The organism is Streptomyces sp. NPDC002566 (genome assembly GCF_042889585.1).
Classification (GTDB): domain Bacteria; phylum Actinomycetota; class Actinomycetes; order Streptomycetales; family Streptomycetaceae; genus Streptomyces.
In genome coordinates, this window is record NZ_JBIARD010000002.1 from 1,132,264 (window position 1) to 1,153,915 (window position 21,652).

14 protein-coding genes are annotated in these 21,652 nt (G+C 73.5%); 10 read left to right on the forward strand and 4 right to left on the reverse strand.

Annotated features, from left to right (window positions below; all coding sequences use genetic code 11):
• The first annotated feature begins 66 nt into the window (after positions 1–66).
• Both ACFYXA_RS12050 and ACFYXA_RS12055 read left to right on the forward strand, forming a co-directional pair.
• Entirely contained in the window at positions 67–1,830 is a 1,764-nt protein-coding gene (locus tag ACFYXA_RS12050) for a fatty acyl-AMP ligase (protein ID WP_389031282.1), read from the forward strand.
• On the forward strand, positions 1,827–8,453 hold the full coding sequence (locus ACFYXA_RS12055; protein WP_389031285.1) for an SDR family NAD(P)-dependent oxidoreductase: 6,627 nt from the start codon (positions 1,827–1,829) through the stop codon (positions 8,451–8,453). The genes ACFYXA_RS12050 and ACFYXA_RS12055 overlap by 4 nt, the downstream gene beginning before the upstream one ends.
• Before the next feature lie 27 nt (positions 8,454–8,480).
• Here the strand turns inward: ACFYXA_RS12055 and ccrA are convergent, their stop codons facing one another.
• A complete protein-coding gene (gene ccrA / locus ACFYXA_RS12060) occupies positions 8,481–9,803 on the reverse strand; it encodes a crotonyl-CoA carboxylase/reductase (protein WP_389031288.1) in 1,323 nt (440 codons plus the stop codon).
• A gap of 300 nt (positions 9,804–10,103) precedes the next feature.
• On the opposite strand from ccrA, the gene ACFYXA_RS12065 reads away from it, so the two are divergent.
• Entirely contained in the window at positions 10,104–11,009 is a 906-nt protein-coding gene (locus tag ACFYXA_RS12065) for an alpha/beta hydrolase family protein (protein WP_352252048.1), read from the forward strand.
• On the opposite strand, the gene ACFYXA_RS12070 is transcribed toward ACFYXA_RS12065, so the two are convergent.
• Positions 10,979–12,802: a methyltransferase domain-containing protein gene (locus ACFYXA_RS12070; RefSeq protein WP_389031293.1), complete on the reverse strand. Its 1,824-nt coding sequence runs from the start codon at positions 12,800–12,802 to the stop codon at positions 10,979–10,981. The two genes, ACFYXA_RS12065 and ACFYXA_RS12070, sit on opposite strands and share 31 nt — an antisense overlap.
• A gap of 193 nt (positions 12,803–12,995) precedes the next feature.
• Here ACFYXA_RS12070 and ACFYXA_RS12075 point away from each other — a divergent pair, with 193 nt between their 5' ends.
• From ACFYXA_RS12075 to mug, 7 genes are all read left to right on the forward strand, one after another.
• Positions 12,996–14,246 (forward strand): glycosyltransferase, encoded by a 1,251-nt coding sequence (locus ACFYXA_RS12075; RefSeq protein ID WP_389031296.1) that lies wholly within the window; start codon positions 12,996–12,998, stop codon positions 14,244–14,246.
• Between the two features lie 90 nt (positions 14,247–14,336).
• Entirely contained in the window at positions 14,337–14,756 is a 420-nt protein-coding gene (locus ACFYXA_RS12080) for a GNAT family N-acetyltransferase (RefSeq protein WP_389031299.1), read from the forward strand.
• A 337-nt stretch (positions 14,757–15,093) separates the two neighbouring features.
• A complete protein-coding gene (locus tag ACFYXA_RS12085; protein WP_389031302.1) occupies positions 15,094–16,437 on the forward strand; it encodes a hemolysin family protein in 1,344 nt (447 codons plus the stop codon).
• Positions 16,434–17,447: a hemolysin family protein gene (locus ACFYXA_RS12090; protein WP_352252038.1), complete on the forward strand. Its 1,014-nt coding sequence runs from the start codon at positions 16,434–16,436 to the stop codon at positions 17,445–17,447. Before ACFYXA_RS12085 ends, ACFYXA_RS12090 begins: the two co-directional genes overlap by 4 nt.
• Before the next feature lie 117 nt (positions 17,448–17,564).
• Entirely contained in the window at positions 17,565–18,353 is a 789-nt protein-coding gene (locus ACFYXA_RS12095; RefSeq protein ID WP_389031306.1) for an SGNH/GDSL hydrolase family protein, read from the forward strand.
• Positions 18,354–18,426: 73 nt separating this feature from the next.
• Positions 18,427–19,869, forward strand: coding sequence for an adenylosuccinate lyase (gene purB / locus ACFYXA_RS12100; RefSeq protein WP_389031309.1), 1,443 nt, complete (start codon positions 18,427–18,429; stop codon positions 19,867–19,869).
• Entirely contained in the window at positions 19,866–20,441 is a 576-nt protein-coding gene (mug, locus tag ACFYXA_RS12105) for a G/U mismatch-specific DNA glycosylase (RefSeq protein WP_352252066.1), read from the forward strand. Before purB ends, mug begins: the two co-directional genes overlap by 4 nt.
• Here the strand turns inward: mug and ACFYXA_RS12110 are convergent.
• Together ACFYXA_RS12110 and ACFYXA_RS12115 are read right to left on the reverse strand one after the other, a co-directional pair.
• Positions 20,419–20,862 carry a hypothetical protein gene (locus tag ACFYXA_RS12110; protein ID WP_352252032.1) on the reverse strand — a complete coding sequence of 148 codons (444 nt, stop codon included), beginning with the start codon at positions 20,860–20,862 and terminating at the stop codon, positions 20,419–20,421. The two genes, mug and ACFYXA_RS12110, sit on opposite strands and share 23 nt — an antisense overlap.
• A 57-nt stretch (positions 20,863–20,919) precedes the next feature.
• On the reverse strand, positions 20,920–21,651 hold the full coding sequence (locus ACFYXA_RS12115) for an ABC transporter permease (RefSeq protein WP_389031312.1): 732 nt from the start codon (positions 21,649–21,651) through the stop codon (positions 20,920–20,922).
• Position 21,652 lies beyond the last annotated feature (1 nt).

Here is a 21,652-nt window from a genome sequence, read left to right on the forward strand (position 1 = left end):
CTTCACCACTGCCAGGAGTCAGCCCCCTTCCTCAGACAAAGGTTCGGTGACTTAGTGCTGGAAACCGTGAGAGACACGATCAGTCACTATCTCGCTCAAGCCGCGGCACGCACACCCGACGAAACGGCGTTCACCTTCGTGGACTTCGCCGGCGACCGCGGGGGCGTCCGCTCAAGCCTGACGTGGGGCGAGCTGGAGCGGCGGGTGGACGCGCTCGGGAGCGCGCTGCGCCGCGCCGGCGCGGTCGGCGAACGGGTCGCCGTCGTGGCGCCGCAGAACCTGGACTACGTCGTCGGCTTCCTCGCAGCCGCGTGCTCCGGCGCGATCGCCGTGCCGCTCTTCACGCCGGACCTGCCCGGCCACGCGGCGAAGCTGGGCGCCGTCCTCGCCGACGCCGACCCGGTGCTCGCCCTCACCAGCCCGGACTCCCTCCCGACCGTGGAGAAGTTCTGCGCCAACCAGGACGGGCTGCGCGTACGTGTGGTCACCGAGCGGGACTTGGTGTCGGAGCCGGCGGCCGGGGGCCCGGCGGCGGGCGGGGAGATCGCCCCTGTCCGGCCCGGAGACTGCGCCTACCTCCAGTACACCTCGGGCTCCACGCGCGTGCCGTCCGGCGTGGAGATCACCCACGCCAACGTCTGCGCCAACGCCCGCCAGGCTCTTGAGGCTTACGGCATCCGCACGGGCCACAACTGCACCGTCGGCTGGCTGCCGCTCTACCACGACATGGGGCTCGTGCTGGCGGTGGTGCTCCCCCTCGTCGGGCATGTCCCGTCCGTGCTGATGGACCCGCTGGCCTTCGTCCAACAGCCCGTCCGCTGGCTGCGGTTGCTCACCGCGCACCAGGGCGCGATCACCGCCGCCCCCAACTTCGCCTACGACTACTGCGCGCGCCGCGTCACCGACGAGGAGCGCGGCGAGCTGTCGCTGGGGTCCGTCGCCGCCATGGTCAACGGCAGCGAACCGATCTCCGAGCAGACGCTCCACCGGTTCCAGCAGGCCTTCGCCCCGGCCGGCGCGGTCCCCACGGCGATGCGCCCGTCGTACGGGCTCGCCGAGGCGACCGTCTTCGTCTCCGCCTCACCGGCGGGCGAGGAGCCCACCGTCACCCCGTTCGACCGGGATGCCCTCGCGGCCGGCGTCGCACGCGTCGCCGGGGGCCCGGGGGCCGTGACCCGCCTGGTCGGCTGCGGCCTGCCCACCGGCCAGGAGGCGGCCGTCGTCGACCCGGTCACGCACGTCCGTCTGGAGGACGGTCACGTCGGCGAGATCTGGCTGCGCGGCCCCAACATCGGGCGCGGCTACTGGGGCCGCCCGGAGCAGAGCGAGGCCACGTTCCGCGCCGCCCTCCACGGCGACGGCCCGGACGACGGGACGCGGGGGTGGTTGCGCACGGGCGACCTGGGGCTGCGCCACGGCGGCCAGCTCTACGTCACCGGGCGCATCAAGGACCTCGTGATCATCGACGGCAGCAACCACTACCCCCAGGACATCGAGCAGACCGTCGAGAGCGCCCACCCGGCCGTGCGCCGCCATCACACGGCGGCGTTCTCCGTCCTCACCGACGACGGGGAGCGCCTGGTCGTCGTCGCCGAGCACGCCCGCGACCTGGCGGACGCCGACGGCGTCCGGGAGGAGGCGGCACGGGCCGTGCGCGCGGCGGTCTCCACCGGCCACGGCGTCGCCGTCCACGACTTCGTCCTGGCCCCGCCCGGCACCGTGCCCCACACCACGAGCGGCAAGGTCGCCCGCGGGGCCTGCCGCGAGCACTACCTCCAGGGCGCCTGGAGCGACGACACCCGAGCACAGAGGGAGACCGGCACCGCATGAAGCGACCAGGCGGAGACCAGGAGCCCGTGGAGGACGTCCGGACCACCCCCGTCACGCCAGACGCCCGCTCCGGGCCGGGTTCCGAGGCGCTGCGGGCGGTACTGGTGCGGCTGGTGTCGGACCTCTGCGGCATCTCCCCGGAACAACTGGACGACGCCCGCCCTCTGGCGGAGTACGGCCTGACCTCCCGCGACGCCGTCGGGCTGACCGGCGAGCTGGAGAAGGTGCTCGACCGGCCGCTGTCCGCCACCCTGTTGTGGGAGAACCCCACCCTCGCCCAGCTGGTCGGCGCGCTGACGGACGACGAGGACGCCGGCGCGGAGGACACCCGTACCTCCGCCGACGCGGGCGCGGGGGCAGCTGCCGCCTCCTCAGACGCCGACGACGAGGACGCCGTCGCCGTCGTCGGCATCGGATGCCGGCTGCCCGCGAACGTACGGGGCCCCGACGCCTTCTGGGAGCGGCTCCTGGCGGGAGCGGACCTGGTCGGCCAGGTCCCCGAGGAGCGGTGGCGCGACTTCGCCGGCACCGCCTCCGACGTCACCGCGCTGATGGAGGCCACCACCCGCTGGGGCGCCTTCCTCGACGACGTCGCGGGGTTCGACGCGAAGTTCTTCGGCATCGCCCCCCACGAGGCCGAGGTCATGGACCCCCAGCAACGGCTGCTGCTCGAGGTGGCCTGCGAGGCGCTGGACCACGCGGGAACGCCCGCCCACTCCCTCAGGGCCACCTCCACCGGCGTCTTCGTCGGCCTCAGCGCCTTGGAGTACGGCCAGCTGACGACCTCGGACCCGGCGCGTCTGACGCCGTGGACGAGCACCGGGGCCGCCGGCAGCATCGCCGCCAACCGGGTCTCGTACTCGCTCGACCTGCGCGGCCCGAGCATCACCGTCGACTCGGCCTGCTCGTCGTCCCTCGTGGCCGTGCACCTGGCCTGCCGCAGCCTGCGCGGCCGGGAGTGCGACACCGCGCTGGCCGCGGGCGTCAACGTGCTGCTGTCCCCGGCGGTCACGGCGTCCTTCCAGCAGGCCGGCGCGCTGGCCGCGGACGGCCGGTGCAAGCCGTTCGACGCCTCGGCGGACGGGATCACCCGCGGTGAGGGCTGCGGCGTGGTCGTGCTCAAGCGGCTCGCCGACGCCCGGCGCGACGGCGACCTGGTGGTGGCCGTGATCAGGGGCACCGCGGTGAACCAGGACGGCCGCTCGGCGGGGCTCATGGCACCCAACCCGGCCGCTCAGGAAGCCCTGTTGCGCGCCGCGCTGCGGGACGCGCGGCTCGACGGCGCGGACCTCGACTACGTCGAGGCGCACGGGACGGGCACGCTGCTGGGGGACCCCATCGAGGCGACGGCTCTCGGAGCGGTCGTCGGAGCCGGGCGGCCGGCCGACCGTCCGCTGCTCCTCGGGTCGGTCAAGAGCAACCTGGGCCACCTGGAGGGCGCCGCCGGCATCATGGGGCTGATCAAGACCGCCCTGGCCCTGCGGCACGGCCGCATCCCGGCCGGCCTGCACTTCCGCACGCCCAACCCGCACATCGACTTCGCCGAGCTGGGCCTTCGGGTGGTCACCGAGCCGACCGAGTGGCCCACCGCCGGACAGCGCCCCGCCCGGGCCGGTGTGTCCGCCTTCGGCTTCGGCGGCACCAACGCCCACGTCGTCCTGGAGCAGGCGCCGCCGCCCGCCCCTGGGACCGCGCGGACGCCCGCCGACGAGGAGGACGCCGGGCGCCCGCACGTCCTGGTGGTGTCCGCCCGGTCCGCCGACCGGCTCCCCGACGTGGCCGCGAGTCTGGCGCGGTGGGTGGCGGCCGACGGCGCGCCCGCCCTGACCGACCTCGCCCACACGCTCGCCACCCACCGCCGGGGCCCGTCCTGTGCCGCGGTCGTCGCGCGGGACCGCCGCGAGGCGGCCGACAGGCTCGCCGCGCTCGCCCGGGGCGAAACGGTTCCCGGGGTGGTCGCCGCGTGCGCCGACGCCGCGGCGGCGCAGCCGTCCACACCGCGCCGGCCGGTGTTCGTGTTCTCCGGATACGGCTCGCAGTGGGAGGGCATGGGCCGACGCCTGCTGGCCGAGGACTCCTTGTTCGCCGCCGAGGTGGCCGCCCTCGACCCGGTCTTCCTCGCGGAGACCGGCTCCACGCTGACCGACCTGCTCACGACCCCGCACGACGGGACGGTCGACCGGGTCCAGCCGATGCTCTACGGCATGCAGCTGGCCCTGGCGCGGACCATGCGGGCGCACGGCGTGGTACCCGCCGCCGTCATCGGCCACTCGATGGGCGAGGTCGCCGCCGCCGTGGTCGCCGGAGCACTCGACGCCGAGGACGGACTGCGCGTCATCGTCCGCCGGTCCGCCCTCCTCGCCACCATCGACGCCGGCGCGATGGCCGCGATCGAGCTGCCCGCACCGACCCGGGCCGACGTCCTCAGCCGGTTTCCCGGCGTCGAGGTCGCCGTCCACTCCTCTCCGCAGCGCTGCACGGTGGCCGGACCGGCCGACGCCGTGCGCGACCTGGTGGACGAGCTGACCGAGCAGGGCCACCTCGCCCGGCTGCTGGAGGTCGGCGGGGCCGGACACTCCGCCGAGGTCGACCCCGTCCTGCCGCCCCTGCGCGAGGACCTGGCCGGACTGCGCCCGCGCACCCCCGTAACGCCGTGGTACAGCACCGCTCTCGACGATCCCCGGACGGACATCACGGCCGACGCGGAGTACTGGTGCGCCAACGTCCGCCGCCCGGTCCGGCTGCAACAGGCGGTGGCCGCTGCCGCCGAGGACGGCCACGGCCTCTTCCTGGAGATCTCGCCCCACCCGATCGCCGTCGTCCCGCTCGCCGAGACCCTCGACGCGATCCCGGCGGGGAACCAGGCCCTGGTCGTCGCGACCATGCACAAGAACACCGACGACACCGTCGAGCTGCGTGCGGCGCTGACCCGGCTGCACTTCGCCGGCGTCAGGCTGGACACGGGCCTGTGGCCGGCCGGAGCGCGCACCTCGCTGCCCACACCGCCCTGGCGGCACGAGCGGTTCTGGTTCGCCCGTGCCGTCCGCTCCGAAGAGGTCGTGGGGCATCCGCTGCTGGGGGTGCGCACCGACGACCCGAGGAGCGGCGCCGCGCTGTGGCAGGCGGACGTCGGCACCCGCCGGCACGGCCTGCGGGGCACGGTCCACGACAGAGCGGTCCTGACCCTGGCGGACGCGGCGGAACTGATGATCGAGGCCGGACTGGACCTGTGGGCCCGGGAGGGCATCACCCGGCTCGGCGTCGAGGACCTGCGGATCCACCAGTGGCTCGCCCTCTCCGACAGCACTCCGGTGACCCTCGTCTGGGAGCCTGCGACCGGCACGGAGGGGACCATCTCCCTGCACGCCCGCGGCGCCGGCCCCACCTGGAGCTGTCACGCCTCGGCCCGCGTCACCCGTGACGGCGCCGCCGAGGGGGAACACCGCCCGGACGCGGAACGGGAACCGGTCCTCGTCGAGCACTTCGCCCTGAGGGACGTACAGCATCCGCACCGGCCGTCCTACGCCCAGCTGCTGACCGCCATGCTCGAAGCGGCGCGCTCCGCGGACACGGAGGCCGGCGTCCCGGTCGGCGTGGGGTCCCTGCACGTCAAGGGGCCCGGCGTCTTCGACACCGCGTACGACATCGGCTGCACCCCCGCGGACGGCGACGACGCGGCGGAGCCCGCCGTCAGCCACTGGGACCTCACCGCCAGGGGCGACACCAGCGAGATCGTCGCCCGGCAGGTCAGGCTGCGTCCCGTCGAGCGGCACGAGGTGCCCCGGCCGCTGGAGACGAGCGCCTACGACGTCCAGTGGGAGAAGTCCACCGCTCCCCTGCCGCTGGGCCGACCGCAGCGTGTCCTGCTCGTCAGCGACGAACCGGACGCCGCGAGCGGCGTCACCGGCTCGCTCGCGTCGGCCCTGGAGGCCAAGGGCGCCGCCCTCACCGTGGCCGACGCCCGGGACGACGCCGTCGACGGCGCGCTCGACGCCTGGCTGGAGGCGGCGGAGGACGGCCCGAGCGCCGTCGTGCTGTTCTTCCCGCAGTGCGACCGCGACGACGACATCCGGCCGCTGCGCACGGCGGCCCGGCTGGCGCGCCGCCTGGCCGCCGACACGCGCCGGCAGCCGCCGCGCCTGTGGATGGCCACGGTGCTGGCGCAGTCGACGGGGCCCGGCGAAGCGGGCACGCCGCACCTGGCCTGTCTGCGCGGCCTCGTCCGCGTGCTGGCGCTCGAACAGCCGCAGCTGAGGGCTTCTTCGGTGGACGTCGACCGGCAGACCGGCGCGGTCGACGATCTGGTGGAGGAGCTCCTCGCCGACGGGGAGGCCGACGAGGTCGCCTGGCGGACCGGCACCCGGCTCACCGCCCGGCTCGCCCGTGCCGACCTCACCCCCCGGCGCGGTGACGAGGTGGTCTTCACCCGTCCCGACGGCGCCTACGTCGTCACCGGCGGCCTGACCGGGCTGGGGCTCGCGACCGCGGCCCGGCTCGCCGAACAGGGAGCGGGCCGCGTGGTCCTCAACGGGCGCCGGGACCCCGGCCCCGAGGCCCTGGCGGCGCTGGCCGGGTGGGAGGCCCGGGGCACGTCCGTCGCCGTGGTCCAGGGGGACATCGCGGAACCCGGCGTGGCCGATGCCCTGGTGAGCGCGGCCCTCGCCGAGGGCCACACGCTGCGCGGTGTCGCGCACTGCGCCGGCGTCCTGCACGACCGGGTGATCACCGACCTCGAACCGGACGACATCGACACGGTGCTGCGGCCCAAGGCCGTCGGGGCCCGCCACCTGGAGGCGGCGATCGCCGGCCACGACCTGGACTGGTGGGTGAACTACAGCTCCGCCGCCGCGCTGCTCGGCTCACCGGGACAGTCGGCCTACGCGTGCGCGAACGCCTGGCTCGACGCCGTCGCCCACCGCCGCCGGGCCGTCGGCCTGCCGGCGACCTCCATCGCCTGGGGCCCCTGGGAGAACGTCGCGTCGACGGCATCGAACCCGGCGCTGGCCCTGGAGCCCATCCGGCTGGGCGAGGGCTTGGACGCCCTCCAGTCGCTCGTCGTCCTCGACCGCACGCACGTCGGGGTCGTGCACCTCGACGCGGACCGCGTGCTGGCGGCGTTCCCCGGCCTGTCGGCCATCCCCTTCTTCACCGACGTCCTGGAGGACGACTCGGTCGTCGTCGACGACTGGATCGGCCCGGACGGCATCGCGGCGCTCGGCGGCTCCGCCCCGGACGCTGTGTACGCCCGTCTGGTCCGGCGGACGGCCGGCATCATGGGCTTCAGCGTCCACGAGCTGAGCGAGACGGCCCCGTTGACCGAGCTGGGGCTGGACTCCCTGATGGCGGTGCGCATCCGCAACGCCGTCCGCCAGGACTTCGGCGTCGACCTGCCCGCCCCGCAGCTGCTGCGCGGCGCCTGCCTCCGGGAGCTCGGCTCCGCCGTGCTGGAGCGGCTCGGTCTGGACCCGGCGGCGCCCCTGGCCGCCTCCACGCCGGACAGCGTGCGACAGGCGCAGTCGCCCCCGCCCTCGCTGCCGACCTCCCTCGGCGCGAGGGACGCCGCGGAGCGGCTGGTGGCGAGCGCGTGGGCGGAGGTCCTCGGGCGCGGGCCGAAGGACATCCGCGAGGACTTCACCACCGCCGGCGGGGACCTGGCCGCCGCCTCGGCCATGGCGGACGTCATCAGCCGGCGGCTCGGCGACGATCCGCAGCTGGCGCTGACGGCCGACGCCGTCCTCGCCCACGGCACCGTCGTGGCCGTCGCCGAACTGATCCGGCCCGTGGTCAACCGGACCGGGGCCTCCGCGCTCACCACCCTGCGCCCGGCGCCCGCGGGATCGCCGCGCCCCCCGCTGTTCACGTTCCACCCGGCGGGCGGGCCGACCTCGGTGTACCTGCCTCTGACGCAGCTGCTGCCGGCCGGGCTGCCCGTGTACGGACTGGAACGCGTCGACGAGTTGAGCACGATGGAGGACAAGGCGGCCCACTACCGCACGCTCATCCGCGGCATCCAGCCGGACGGCCCGTACCACCTGCTCGGCTGGTCCTTCGGCGGCTGCCTCGCCTACGAGGTGGCCCGTCAGCTGAAGGAGGAGGGGCAGGGCGTCGGGTTCCTCGGGCTGATCGACACCATCCTGCCCGCCGCCCTGCAGCAGCGGGAGTCGCCGGAGTTCCTGCTCGAACGGTTCGGCCGTTTCGCCGAGTACATCGAGCAGACGTACGGCCACCGGCTGGAGCTTCCCTACGAGGAGCTCGCGGGCACCCCGGACGAGCAGCAGATCGAGGTGATCATGCGGCTCGTCGCGGAGGCCGGTCTGGAGATGAGCCCGGGGATCATGGAGCACCAGCGGACCTCGTACGTCGACGCCCGCGTCGGCGAACGGTACGTCCCCCGTCCGCACGACGGTCATGTGGTGCTCTACCGGGCGCAGCAGCCGCAGCGGCTGACCACCGCCCTGGACCCGCGCTATCTGCGGCAGGACGCCGACCTGGGGTGGGCGCCCCTGTGCCCGTCCCTGGAGATCGTCCCCGTCGGCGGGGACCATCTGTCCGTCATCGACCCGCCCCACGTCGAGACCATCGCGGAGCACCTCATCCGTGCTCTGGGGCTGTCCGCCCGGTGATCCGCGCGCCGCGCCTGTTCCGTGGGCCTACCTGCGGAACAGGCGCAGCCGCTCCTCACCGATCCGGGCCCGGGCCTCGGGGTCGGTGACCCCGAGGCCGGCGCGGGGCGCCAGACACAGCACACCGACCTTGCCGATGTGCTCGTTGGCCTGGACGGTCCGGGTGGCGGCCCCGACCTCCGCCAGGGGGTAGGTGACCGACAGGGCGGGGACCACGCCGCCCAGGGCGATGAGCCGGTTGACCTCGCACTGCTCGTACAGGTTCGCTCCGTGGCTGCCGATGATCCGCTTCAGCCGCATCCACAGGTACCGGTTGTCGTAGGTGTGCTCGTAGCCGGTGCTGGATCCGCAGGTGACGACGGTCCCGCCGCGCCTGGCCAGGAACACCGACGCGGGGAACGTCTTCCTGCCGACGTGCTCGAAGACGATGTGCGGGTCCTCGCCGACCGCGTCGCGGATCGCCCTGCCCATCCGCTTCCACCCCTCGGCGCGCTGCAGGAGCGAGTCGTCGCCGCCGAGGATCTCCTCGCGGTTGATGACGGCGTCGCAGCCGAGGGATCTGAGCAGTCGCGCCTTCTCCTCGGAGTTCACGACGCCGACCGGGATGCCGCCGCCGTTGCGGACCAGTTGGACGGCGTAGGCGCCCAGTCCGCCGGTCGCGCCCCAGACCAGCACGATGTCGCCCTGCTTCATCCGCGCGCCGCGGTCGCTGACCAGCATGCGGTACGCCGTGCTGGCGCACAGGGGGTTGACGGCGGCCTCCTCCCAGGTGAGCGCCGGGGGTTTCGGCATCAGCTGGCTCGCCCGCACGACGGCGTAGTGGGCGAGGCCGCCGAAGTTCGTCTCGAACCCCCAGGCCTTCTGGCCGAGCCCGAGCATGCCGTCCTGGTGGGTGTCGGGGTCCTGCTCGTCGACGTAGGCCGGCGAGATCGAGACGTGATCGCCGACCTTCCACTTGCGTACGGAGGAGCCGGTGCGCACGACGACGCCCGCGGCGTCCGAGCCGACGATGTGGTAGGGCAGGTCGTGCCGCGCTTCCCATCCGCCCCCTTTGCCCATGGCTTTGAGGAACTGGAAGGTGGGCAGCGGCTCGAACATCGCCGTCCACACCGTGTTGTAGTTGATCGCGCTCGCCATCACGGCGACCAGCGCCTCGTCGGGAGCCAGTTCGGGCATCGGCACGTCCGTGACGTGCAGGGACTTGCGTACGTCCTTGTCCTCGACGCCCTCGAACATGTTGACGTCGGCGGCGCGCACACAGGCCGCCGGGAAGTGGTCCGGGAGCGGGAGGGACTCTAGGGCCTCGGCGTCCGCACCCGCAATGACCGCTTCTGACAGGGACGATGTCATGTCGGCTCCATTCATGCTCACTTCTCGCGACTGTTCCCACGAGAACCGCTGACCTGGGATGCCGCAACCGCTGCTCTGCCGTACGGGCGACTGCCCTCGACCGGGCGGAGTGTCTGCCGTTGACGGGCGGTCGGTTTCGTCATGCTCCGAGCCGTGTGGCTCTCTCTTGCGAAGTGTGCGAAAACGAATCTGGTGTGCCTGGGGCTCGTGGCAGCTCTCGTCTCGACCGAGGCGGACGCCGTCGCGCGGGACCAGAAAGGCGCACCCGGGTCTCCCCGTGCGGAGGCCCGTGTCACTGCCGTGAAGACGCTCGACGCGCGAACGCGCGACATCACGGTCAGTTCACCGGCCATGGGCAAGTCCCTTCCGGTCCGCGTCATTCTTCCCGCGAACTGGGACCGGAGGCCGAAAGCCACCTTCCCGGTTCTCTACATGCTCCACGGCGGTGACGACGACTACACGGCCTGGACGCGCGAGACGGACCTGGAGGAGCTGTCGCAGAAGTCCGACGTGATCGTCGTCATGCCCGACGCGGGCAAGGACGGCTACTACAGCGACTGGTTCGCAGGCCCTCCCCGGTGGGAGACCTTCCACACCGGCGAACTCGTGCGGCTCATGGAGAAGGAGTACCGGGCCAGTTCCTCGCGCGCCGTGGTGGGGCTGTCCATGGGCGGATTCGGGGCGCTCAACTACGCGGCACACCACCGCGGGCTGTTCCGGTACGCGGCGGCGATGAGTTCGTACGTGGACCTCGACGACCCCGCCGTGCGTCTGGCCATCGGGCTCGGCTCCCAGCGCGTCGGCGTCGACATGAAGAAGGTCTGGGGCGACCCGGTGCGCAACGCCGACGTCTGGCGGTTCCACAACCCCGCCGCCATGCCGCGCTCCTTCCGCGGGACGCGCGTCCATCTGTCCGTGGGCAACGCCGCTCCCGGACCGATGGACCTGGGCCGCGCCCCTGACGTGGTGCTGGCGAGCGTGATGGGCGAGGCGGCGCTCCCGGCGCAGATCAAGAAGTTCGCCGCGTCGCTGCGCAAGGAACGGGTGCGGGTCACGACGCACATGTACGCGCCGGGGACGCACTCCTGGGCGTACTGGCGCAAGGAACTGCACTACATCTGGCCCGCGCTGACGGGCTCTCTCGGCAGCCGGGCCGACCGTGCCGGTGAGGCGGGTCACTCCTCCTTGCGGGCGAGGATCCGGTAGGCCTGCCCGCCTCGCAGCGCCCCCAGGAAGGGGGCGACGGCGATGTCGGCCGCGGCCGCCGCGGCGAACAGCGGGACGGAGGTCGTCCAGATGGCCGCGTGGGCGAGGGCGCGGCCCCGGGACGGGGGTGTGCGCGACCACGGGTGGCGGGGACTGGGCGTCCAGGAGCGGAATCGCTCCACGACGGCGCCGCAGAAGTCCCCGCCCGGCCGTCCGGTGACGCGCTGCTCGGCCACCTTTACGAAACCCCGCTCCCGCAGCGCCTGTTCGAGATTGGTGAAGGGCATCAGGTGCACGTGCTGCGGCTGCATCCAGGGGATCCAGTGGCGGCCCAGCAGCCGGCCGAGCGAGCTCTGCGGGTCGGGGACCTCGATCACCAGGTGCCCGCCCGGCTTGAGGACCTTGCGAGCCGCCTCCAGCTCTGCCCGGGGGTCGAGGGTGTGCTCCAGGTAGTGGAACATGCTCACCACGTCGTAGGCGCCTGCCAGGCCTTCGGCGAGTTCGGGGAAGCCTCCCCGGTGGCTTCGGTGCACCCAGCCGTACCGCGCGGCCCGCTCCACGGCGTCGCTGCGGTCCAGTCCGTGAAAGACGGTCCGCGGCCACACGTCCTGGGCGACGAGGCAGAAGTGCCCGTGCCCCGCGCCCACGTCCAGCCAGGTCCGGGGCGCGGTGTGGGTGGGCAGCAGCCGGGCGCGGGCGCGGTAGGCGGGGCCCTGGAAGGCGAACACCTTCTCCATCTGCCGCTCGCCGACGCCGTCGTAGCAGTCGCGGTAGTAGAAGTCGAGGCCGTCCGGATTCAGCCGCGGGTTCTGGAAGGTGTGGCCGCAGCCCCCGCACTCCTCCAGGGTGAACCGGCCCGGCTTTCCCTGGTACATGTCCCGTGCCGTCACCCGGTGTCTCAGGTCGGACGATCCGCACCACGGGCAGGAGCCGCGGCGCGGCTCGAAGAACCGCTCCAGGCCGCGGGCGATCTCCACCTGGTACCGCGGCCGGAGCTCGGCATGGGGGTCGGCAGGCCCGCGCAGGGCGTGCACGGCCCGCGCGGTGCGCAGCCAGTCGCCCGGCCCCCGTACGGGCCTGAGCAGCGCGGTGCGGTACCGGTCGGCGCGGGTCTTCCCGAAGCCGCGCACCAAGGCCGGCTGCAGTGCGTACCCGGCCAGTGCGGCCGTCCCCCAGGCCGGGGCTTTCGCGAGGCAGGCGAGGGTGAGGGCGCCTGCGGCCAGGCGCCCGGCCAGGACGGCCGGCAGCGGCACGAAGGTGGTGTCCGGCCGTGCGGCGACCCGTTCACGGGCGGTGCGGCGGACGCCGCGCAGTCCGGGCGCGAGCGCGAACCCGGTCGTGTCCGGCGCACACTTCTTCAGCGACCCGAGCAGGTCGGTGAGTTCGGCGGCGGACAGCCCGGAGAGGTCCGTGCCGGCGGGGAGAGGCCTGCCGACCCGCTCCAGCACGGACGCCTCCACGACGACGGCGTGCAGGGCGCTGCGTCCGAAAGCGAGCCTGTCGCGCCGGAAGGAGCGCGTGTCCACCAGACGGGCGAAGTCGAGCAGCTCCTCCGTGGGCAGGTCGCCCGGCACCAGATCGAGCACCTTGAGCCCTTCGCGGGAGGCGAGGGCGCAGGCGGCGCGGCGCGTCTCGTCGTCCAGCCGCACACCGGAGGCCAGGGCGAACCGGAAGTCCGGGGAGGGCGGCCCCGCCGAAGGCTCCAGCGGGCGCAGCCCGGCCAGCCGGCGGTCGAGCCGTACCGCGTTGAGGGCGAACCCCGCGCCGAGCGCTGCCGCAGTGACGTGGGCCATGGTCCGTGGCATCAGCTTTCCCTCCCGCAAGGGGTGGCATTTTCCACATGCTTGCACCATTTGTTCTGTAATGGATCTCTCACCCTGTCCCGGGGGCTGCCGATCGGGTGACGGGACCGGCGGGCCCGTCCGGCTCGTCACATCGGCACATCCGGACGCCCGTCACTTCGGCACAACCGGAAAGAGGAACGGCATGCCGCGCACAGTGGTGATCTTCGCCGGGGGGTCGCGGGGCGATGTCCAGCCCTGCCTGGCACTGGGGCGGGCGCTGACCCGTCAGGGCGACACCGTCAGGATCCTCGCCAGTGCGCGCTACCAGCCGCTGATCACCGAGGCGGGGCTGGACTTCCACGCCCTGCCGGCCGATCCCGCGGAACTGGTCGAGTCCCCCGAGGGTCAGGAACTGCTCACCGGGCGAGGCAACCCGGTGGCGTTCATCCGCGGCATGGACCGGCTGCTGCGCCCCCTCATGACGCCGATGCTGGAGCAGACGGCGGTGGGCGCGAAGGGGGCCGACCTGGTGCTGGCGCCCACCTTCGCCTTCCTCGGCGTCCACCTGAGCCAGTACCTCCGGGTCCCGCACGCCGTCGTCCACTTCCAGCCGAGCCAGCCGACGAAGGCCTTCCCTCACCCGTTCGCGCCCGCGGCCCGGGCACTGGGAGGCTGCGGCAACAGGCTCAGCTTCGACGCGGTGGACGCCGGTTCCTGGCTCGTGTGCCGGAAGTACGTCAACACGTGGCGCCGGGAGAGTCTCGGCCTGCCGGAGCTGTCCCCGGCGGCCGCGTTCCGGCAGGCTCGACGCGCGCCCGTGCTCTGCGCGTTCAGTCCCGCGGTGGTGCCGCGGCCGTCCGACTGGCGGCCGAACGTCCATGTGACGGGCTACTGGCACCACGATCAGCCGCAGTGGCGGCCCCCGCGGCGGCTCCTGGACTTCCTGGCCGCCGGGCCCCCGCCCGTCTACGTCGGGTTCGGCAGCATGAGGACCGGCGACCCGGAGGCGACCGACGCCGTCGTGCGGGCGGCGCTGCGTCGCGAGGGGCTGCGCGGTGTGCTCGCCGGCGATCCCGCCACCAGCGAGGACGACATGCTCGTGGTCGGCGACACCCCTCACGACTGGCTGTTTCCGCGCACGGCCGCGGTCGTCCACCACGGCGGGGCGGGCACGACGGCCTCGGCGCTGCGGGCCGGCCGGCCCTCCCTGACCTGCCCCTTCTTCGGCGACCAGGCGTACTGGGCGGCGCGGGTGCGCGATCTCGGCGCGGGGCCCGCCCCCCTGCCGGCCCGGGAGCTGACCGTGGCCGCCCTCGCCGGCCGTCTTTGCGCCCTCACCCGGCACGCCCCCTACGCCGAGGCGGCGGGCCGGCTCGGCCGGGCGCTGGCGGCCGAGGACGGCACCGCCCGCGCCTGCCGTGTGCTGGACCGTCACGTGGGCCTTCGGGACTGATCCGGCAGGCGGTCGCTCGCGGGCGGTGACGCCTCACCGGCGCGCGGAAACGGTTCGCCAGGCGGGCGGGCGCTCTGCTTGGCTCGCCCCATGAGCGATCTCCACATCCGCCACGCCACCCTCGCCGACATCGACACCGTGCTGCGCTTCTGGCGCGAGGCCGCCGAGGGGACGAGCATCAGCGACGACCACGACGGCGTGGCGCGGCTCATCGCGAGGGACCCCGAGGCGCTGCTCCTCGCGGAGCGCGACGGTCTCCTCACCGGCACGGTCATAGCCGGGTTCGACGGGTGGCGGTGCTCCGCCTACCGCCTGGCCGTACACCCCGGCCACCGCCGGCAGGGCATCGCCACCGCCCTGCTGGAAGCGGCGGAGCGGCGGTTCGCCGCCCTGGGAGGACGACGGGTCGACGCGATGGTCCTGGAGGCCAACGAACGGGCGCACCACACCTGGGACACGGCCGGCTACCAGCGGGAGGACCACTGGCGGCGCTGGGTCAAGCCGCTGTAGGGCCCCGCCGGGCGCGGCCTCGCGGGCGGGGGGTGGACGCGGTGGTCGCGGTCCGTGCGGGCGGGGCGTGGACTCGGTGGCCGGTCCGTGCGGGCGGGGCGTGGCGCGGTCCGTGCGGGCGGGGCCTCATGCGGGGCGCGGGGCGGGGTACGCGGCGAAGGAGACCGCACTCACCGCTGCTTTGCCGATCCTTTACCATTGGGGGACCGCGTGGACCTTCAAGGTCCCTCTTCGACCTCGACGAAAGGTGTGAGCGTCCGCCCATGGGCGAGCCTCCCAGTATCCGACATCGCGCACTCCTCCTTGCCCTGGCCGACGATGGGACGGAGGTGACCCGGTGATGGAAGTCGTCCTGCTGCTGGTGGCGATCCTGCTGTCGCTCGCGTGCGGCGCGTTCGTCGCCGCCGAGTTCTCGCTCACCACGGTCGAGCGCGGCGAACTGGAACGCGCTGTCGAGCGCGGCGAGCGCGGCGCGGCGGGCGCCCTCGAAGCCGTCCGCAACCTCACCTTCCAGCTCTCCGGCGCCCAGCTCGGCATCACCGTCACCAACCTGGTCGTCGGCATGCTCGCCGAGCCGTCGATCGCCAAGCTGATCTCCGGGCCGCTGAAGTCCGTCGGCCTGTCGAGCAGCGCGGCGAGTTCGGTCGCGCTGGTGCTGGGCACCGCCCTGTCGACCGTGTTCCTGATGGTCGTCGGCGAACTCGTGCCCAAGAACTGGGCGATCTCCTCGCCGCTGACGGTGGCCAAGGGGGTGGGCAACGCCCAGCGCTGGTTCAGTGCCGCGTTCCGCCCTTTCATCACCCATCTCAACAACACCGCCAACCGCGTCGTACGCCGCTTCGGCCTGGAGCCCGCCGAGGAGCTGGCCTCCGCCCGCAGCCCCCAGGAGCTGGCCGCGCTGGCCCGGCACTCCGCCAAGCAGGGCGCGCTGGAGGCCGACACCGCCGAGCTGTTCGTGCGCACGCTCAACCTGGCCGACCTGACCGCGGAGAACGTGATGACCCCGCGCGTCCAGGTCGTCGCCCTGGAGGCGCAGGCGACCTGCGAAGACGTCGCGAACGCGACCCGCGCCACCGGTCTGTCCCGCTTCCCGGTCTACCGGGGCAACCTGGACACGGTGGTCGGCACCGCCCACGTCAAGGACGTCCTGGCGGTACCCGCGGAGCGCCGCACGCGCGTGCCGGTCGCAGAGATCATGCGCGAACCGCTGCTGGTGCCCGAGTCGCTCACCGTGGACCGGCTGCTGGACCGGCTGTCCGGCCGGCGGACGATGGCCGTGGTCATCGACGAGTACGGCGGCACCGCGGGCGTCGCGACGCTGGAGGACATCGTCGAGGAGGTCGTCGGCGAGGTCCGCGACGAGCACGACCCGCACGAGACGCCCGACCTGGCCCCGGCGGGCAAGGACGAGGAGGGCCGCGTGCTGTACTCCGCCGACGGCGCCGCCCGCACCGACCAGCTCTCCCGCGTCGGACTGACCGCCCCCGAGGGGCCGTACGAGACGCTCGCCGGGCTCGTCGCCACCGAACTGGGCCGCATCCCGGCCGTCGGCGACCGGGTGGAGGTCGGCGGCTGGCGCATGGACGTGGTGGACGCGTCCGGACGCAGGGCCGCGCGGGTGCTGCTGCACGCGCCGGCCGAGGACGCCAAGGAACAGTCGGAACAGGAGGTCGGCAAGTGACCGCCGTCCAGTTGCTGATCGGCCTGGCGACCCTCGTCGTCAACGCCTTCTTCGTGGGCGCCGAGTTCGCGCTGATCTCCGTGCGCCGCTCCCAGATCGAGCCGTACGCCGAGGAGGGCGACCGGCGGGCCAAGATCGTGCTGTGGGGGCTGGAGCACGTGTCCGCGCTGATGGCCGCCGCGCAGCTCGGCATCACGCTGTGCACGCTGGTCCTCGGCGTGGTCGCCGAACCGGCGATCGCGCATCTGCTGGAGCCGGTCTTCCACGCGGTCGGCGTGCCGGAGGGTGCCGGTCACGCGGTGTCCTTCGTGATCGCGCTGACCCTGGCGACGTATCTGCACATGCTGCTCGGCGAGATGGTGCCGAAGAACATCGCGCTCGCCGAGCCGGTGCGCAGCGCGCTGCTGCTCGGCCCGCCCCTGGTGGCGCTCTCCCGGGCGCTGAAGCCGGTGATCTTCGCGATCAACGCGTTCGCCAACGCGCTGCTGAAGCTGCTGCGGATCGAGACCAAGGACGAGGTCACGGCCACGTTCTCGGACGCGGAGCTGGCCCAGATCGTCAAGGACGCGGGCGAGGCCGGCCTCCTGGACGACCGCGCCCAGGAACGGCTGCACGACGCCCTCGAACTGGGCCGGCGGCCGGTGCGGGACGTCGTCATGCCGCTGGAGCGCGTCGTGTACGCGCGCGTGGGCGTCACCCCGGAGGAGCTGGAGCAGCTGGCCGCCGAGTCCGGGTTCTCCCGCTTCCCGGTCGTGGACGAGCAGCGTCGCATCGTGGGCTACCTGCATGTGAAGGACGCGCTGGACGCCTCACCTCGGAACGTACCGTTCCGCGTTCGCGACCTGCGGCCCATCGCACGTGTGCGGGAGACGACTCCCATGGACGACGTGCTGACCGCGATGCGCGGCAGCCGCACCCACCTGGCGGCGGTGCTGGGCGGCGACGGCCGTCTGGCGGGCCTGGTGACCATGGAGGACGTCCTGCGGGAGCTGTTCGGACAGCGGGTCTGAGGGACGGCCCCGGGGGTGCCCTTCAGGGGCGCCCCCAGGGGGTCCCGCGCCCTGACGGCCCTTGCGCCCGGGGCGACCGACCGACGGGTATGGCGGCGGGTTACCATCGCTGACGCCATGCAGACGAACACCACACCCCCGTACTCCAGCCTCGTCGCGGTCGGCGACTCCTTCACCGAGGGGATGTCGGACCTGCTGCCCGACGGGACCTACCGGGGCTGGGCCGATCTCCTCGCGGGACGGATGGCCGCCCACACGCCCGGCTTCCGCTACGCCAACCTCGCGGTGCGGGGCAAGCTGATCGGTCAGATCGTCGAGGAGCAGGTGCCCGTGGCCGCCGCCATGGGCGCCGATGTGATCACCCTCGTCGGCGGCCTCAACGACACGCTGCGCCCCAAGTGCGACATGGGCCGGGTGCGCGCCCTGCTGACCGAGGCCGTGGAGACGCTGGCCCCGGCCTGCAAGCAGCTGGTGCTGATGCGCAGCCCGGGCCGGCAGGGCCCGGTGCTGGAGCGGTTCCGGCCGCGCATGGAGGAGCTGTTCGCCTGCGTCGACGACCTGGCCGCCCGGCACGGCGCGCTCGTCGTCGACCTGTACGCCGCCCCGTCCCTGAGCGACCCCCGGATGTGGGACGTGGACCGGCTCCACCTGTCCGCCGAGGGGCACCGCCGGGTCGCCGAGGCGGTCTGGCAGGGCCTCGGACACGACCCGGAGGACACCGAGTGGCGCACGCCGATGCCGGCGACCCTGCCGCCGGGCTGGCTGCTGCGACGGGCCGAGGACGCCCGGTTCGCCCGGCAGTACCTGCTGCCGTGGATAGCCCGCCGCCTCACCGGCCGCTCCTCCGGCGACGGCCTGCCGCCCAAACGCCCGCACCTGCTCCCGTACGAGCCGCCCACCGGGTGACCTGGGTCTCGTAGGTTCCGCCGAACGAACCCGCGGCGCTGGCCTGCACGAATCGCCAGTAGACTCCGTGCACGTGACTTCCGCTCCCGCCAAGCCCCGCATCCCGAACGTCCTCGCCGGACGCTACGCCTCCGCCGAGCTCGCCACGCTCTGGTCGCCCGAGCAGAAGGTGAAGCTGGAGCGTCAGCTCTGGCTCGCCGTGCTGCGGGCGCAGAAGGACCTCGGGATCGAGGTGCCGGACGCGGCGATCGCCGACTACGAGCGTGTCCTCGACACCGTCGACCTGGCCTCGATCGCCGAGCGCGAGAAGGTCACCCGGCACGATGTGAAGGCCCGCATCGAGGAGTTCAACGACCTCGCCGGGCACGAGCAGGTCCACAAGGGCATGACCTCCCGCGACCTCACGGAGAACGTCGAGCAGCTCCAGGTCCGGCTGTCGCTGGAGCTGATCCGCGACCGCGCGGTGGCCGTCCTGGCCCGGCTGGGCAAGCTCGCCGGCGAGTACGGCGAGCTGGTCATGGCCGGCCGCTCGCACAACGTGGCCGCGCAGGCCACCACCCTCGGCAAGCGTTTCGCGACCGCCGCCGACGAGCTCCTCGTGGCCTACGGCCGTATCGAGGAGCTGCTCGGCCGCTACCCGCTGCGCGGGATCAAGGGCCCGGTCGGCACCGCGCAGGACATGCTGGACCTGCTGGGCGGCGACGCGGACAAGCTGGCCGAGCTGGAGGACCGCATCGCCGGTCACCTGGGCTTCTCGCAGGCGTTCACCTCGGTCGGCCAGGTCTACCCGCGCTCGCTGGACTACGACGTCGTGACCGCGCTGGTGCAGCTGGCGGCGGGTCCGTCGTCGCTGGCGAAGACGATCCGGCTGATGGCCGGGCACGAGCTGGTGACCGAGGGCTTCAAGCCGGGCCAGGTCGGCTCGTCGGCGATGCCGCACAAGATGAACACGCGGTCCTGCGAGCGCGTCAACGGCCTCATGGTCATCCTGCGCGGGTACGCGTCGATGACGGGCGAGCTGGCGGGCGACCAGTGGAACGAGGGCGACGTGTCCTGCTCGGTGGTGCGCCGGGTCGCGTTGCCGGACGCGTTCTTCGCGCTGGACGGGCTGCTGGAGACGTTCCTGACGGTGCTCGACGAGTTCGGCGCCTTCCCGGCCGTCGTCGCCCGTGAGCTGGACCGCTACCTGCCGTTCCTCGCGACCACCAAGGTGCTGATGGGCGCGGTGCGCGCCGGAGTCGGCCGTGAGCTCGCGCACGAGGCGATCAAGGAGAACGCGGTCGCCTCCGCGCTGGCGATGCGCGAGCAGGGCGCCGAGCGCAACGAACTGCTCGACAAGCTCGCCGCCGACGACCGCATCCCGCTGGACCGCGCGGAGCTGGACGCGCTGATGGCGGACAAGCTGTCCTTCACGGGCGCCGCCGCCGACCAGGTGGGCGTCGTGGTCGCCCGGATCGAGGAGATCGTCAAGCAGCGGCCCGAGGCCGCCGGTTACACGCCCGGAGCGATCCTCTGAGCCGCTTCACCCAGGCGGAGCTGGAGGCCGCGCGCGACCGTCTCGTCCCGGACGTGGTCGCGAGCGGCCTTCGCGTGCTGTTCTGCGGCATCAACCCGGGGCTGATGACGGCGGCGACCGGGCACCACTTCGCCCGCCCCGGCAACCGCTTCTGGCCCGTGCTGCACCGCTCCGGCTTCACGCCGAGGCTGCTCAAGCCGGCGGAGCAGGAGGAGCTGCTGACGTACGGGCTGGGCATCACGAACGTGGTCGCGCGGGCGAGTGCGCGGGCCGACGAGCTGACGGCCGAGGAGTACCGCGAGGGCGGCCGGCTGCTGGCGGAGAAGGTCGTCCGGCTGAAGCCGCGCTGGCTGGCCGTGGTCGGGGTCACCGCCTACCGGGCGGCGTTCGACGACCGGGGCGCCCGGGTGGGTCCGCAGGAGCGGCTCATCGGGGACACGCGCGTGTGGGTGCTGCCGAACCCCAGCGGGCTCAACGCCCATTGGACGACGGCGACGATGGCGGAGGAGTTCGAGCGGCTGCGGCTGGCGGCCGAGGCGCCCCCTGCGGTCACGGCGGATCCGTCTCGGTGACGACGGCGAGGAGCTGGAACGGCAGCTCCTTGTCCCACTGGGACACCCCCAGGGCCAACCAGCGTGCCGTGCCGGGCAGTTGCCACAGATGGACGTCCGGCACGTGAGCGCTGAGCGAGCCCCAGGGCTCGGGTATGTCCTCGCCGTCCAGCGAGCGTTCCAGGACGCTCGCCAGACTGATGTGGTGCGGCGGGCCCCAGCGGTCGGTCAGCCGCTGGGTGAGGCCGTCCCGGTCGGCGTCGTACTGGGCCTGCGTCTGCTCCCATCGCGTCCCGTCGTCCTCCCAGAAGTCGTCGCTGGTCGCTAATTCGGCGACCAGACCGTCCGGACCGGCGGTGCCCACGTCCGTCCTGCCGTGCTCCGCGGGGAAGCCCCGGGTGCACAGCAGGTCGATGGTGTCGAGGCAGCGCGCGATGTCCATGTGCTCCAGTAAAGCGGCCGCCACTGACAATTGGCTGGGCGTCAGCGCCCGGCCGCCTCAGGCGTCCCTTCGCCGCAGCCGCCAGGCGCCCGCCGCGAGGGCCGCCGCCGCCCACAGCGCGGTCACCGCCAGTCCGGACCACGGGCCGAGGGCGCCCTCCCACGTGCTGTGCAGCACCGTCTGGCCGGCCCGGTCGGGCAGGAAGTCGGCGGCGTTGCCGGACACGTCGCCGACCACGAAGGACACGATCAGCAGGAACGGGATGAGGATGCTCAGCGTGGCGACGCCGCTGCGCAGGACGGCCGTCAGACCGGCGGCGAACAGGGCCAGCAGGGTGAGGTAGAGCCCGCATCCGAAGGCGGCGCGCAGTCCTTCGCCCGTGCCGATCGCGTCGGCGTCGTCCCCGAGCGCGGCGCCGCCCACGGCCAGGGCCAGCAGACCGGTGGCGAGGCCGACCGCGAGGACGGGCAGGGCGATCGCCGTGAGCTTGGCGGCGAACCAGCGGCCCCGGTGCGGCACGGCGGCCAGGGACACCCGCAGGGCGCCGCCGTGGAACTCGGCGGACACGGCCGTCGTCGCGAAGGCGATCGCCGCGACCTGGCCGAAGTTCACGCCGAAGTAGACGGAGGACAGCGGGTCGAACGCGTCGGCCGGGTCGTCGCCGGAGTCGGCCGCGGCGAGCGCCGAGAACGCGACGGTGGCGAGCAGGATCGCGCTCAGTCCGCCGAGTTGCGAGCGCAGTGTACGGATCTTGATCCACTCGGCGTGGAGGGCGGGAGCGAACGCCATG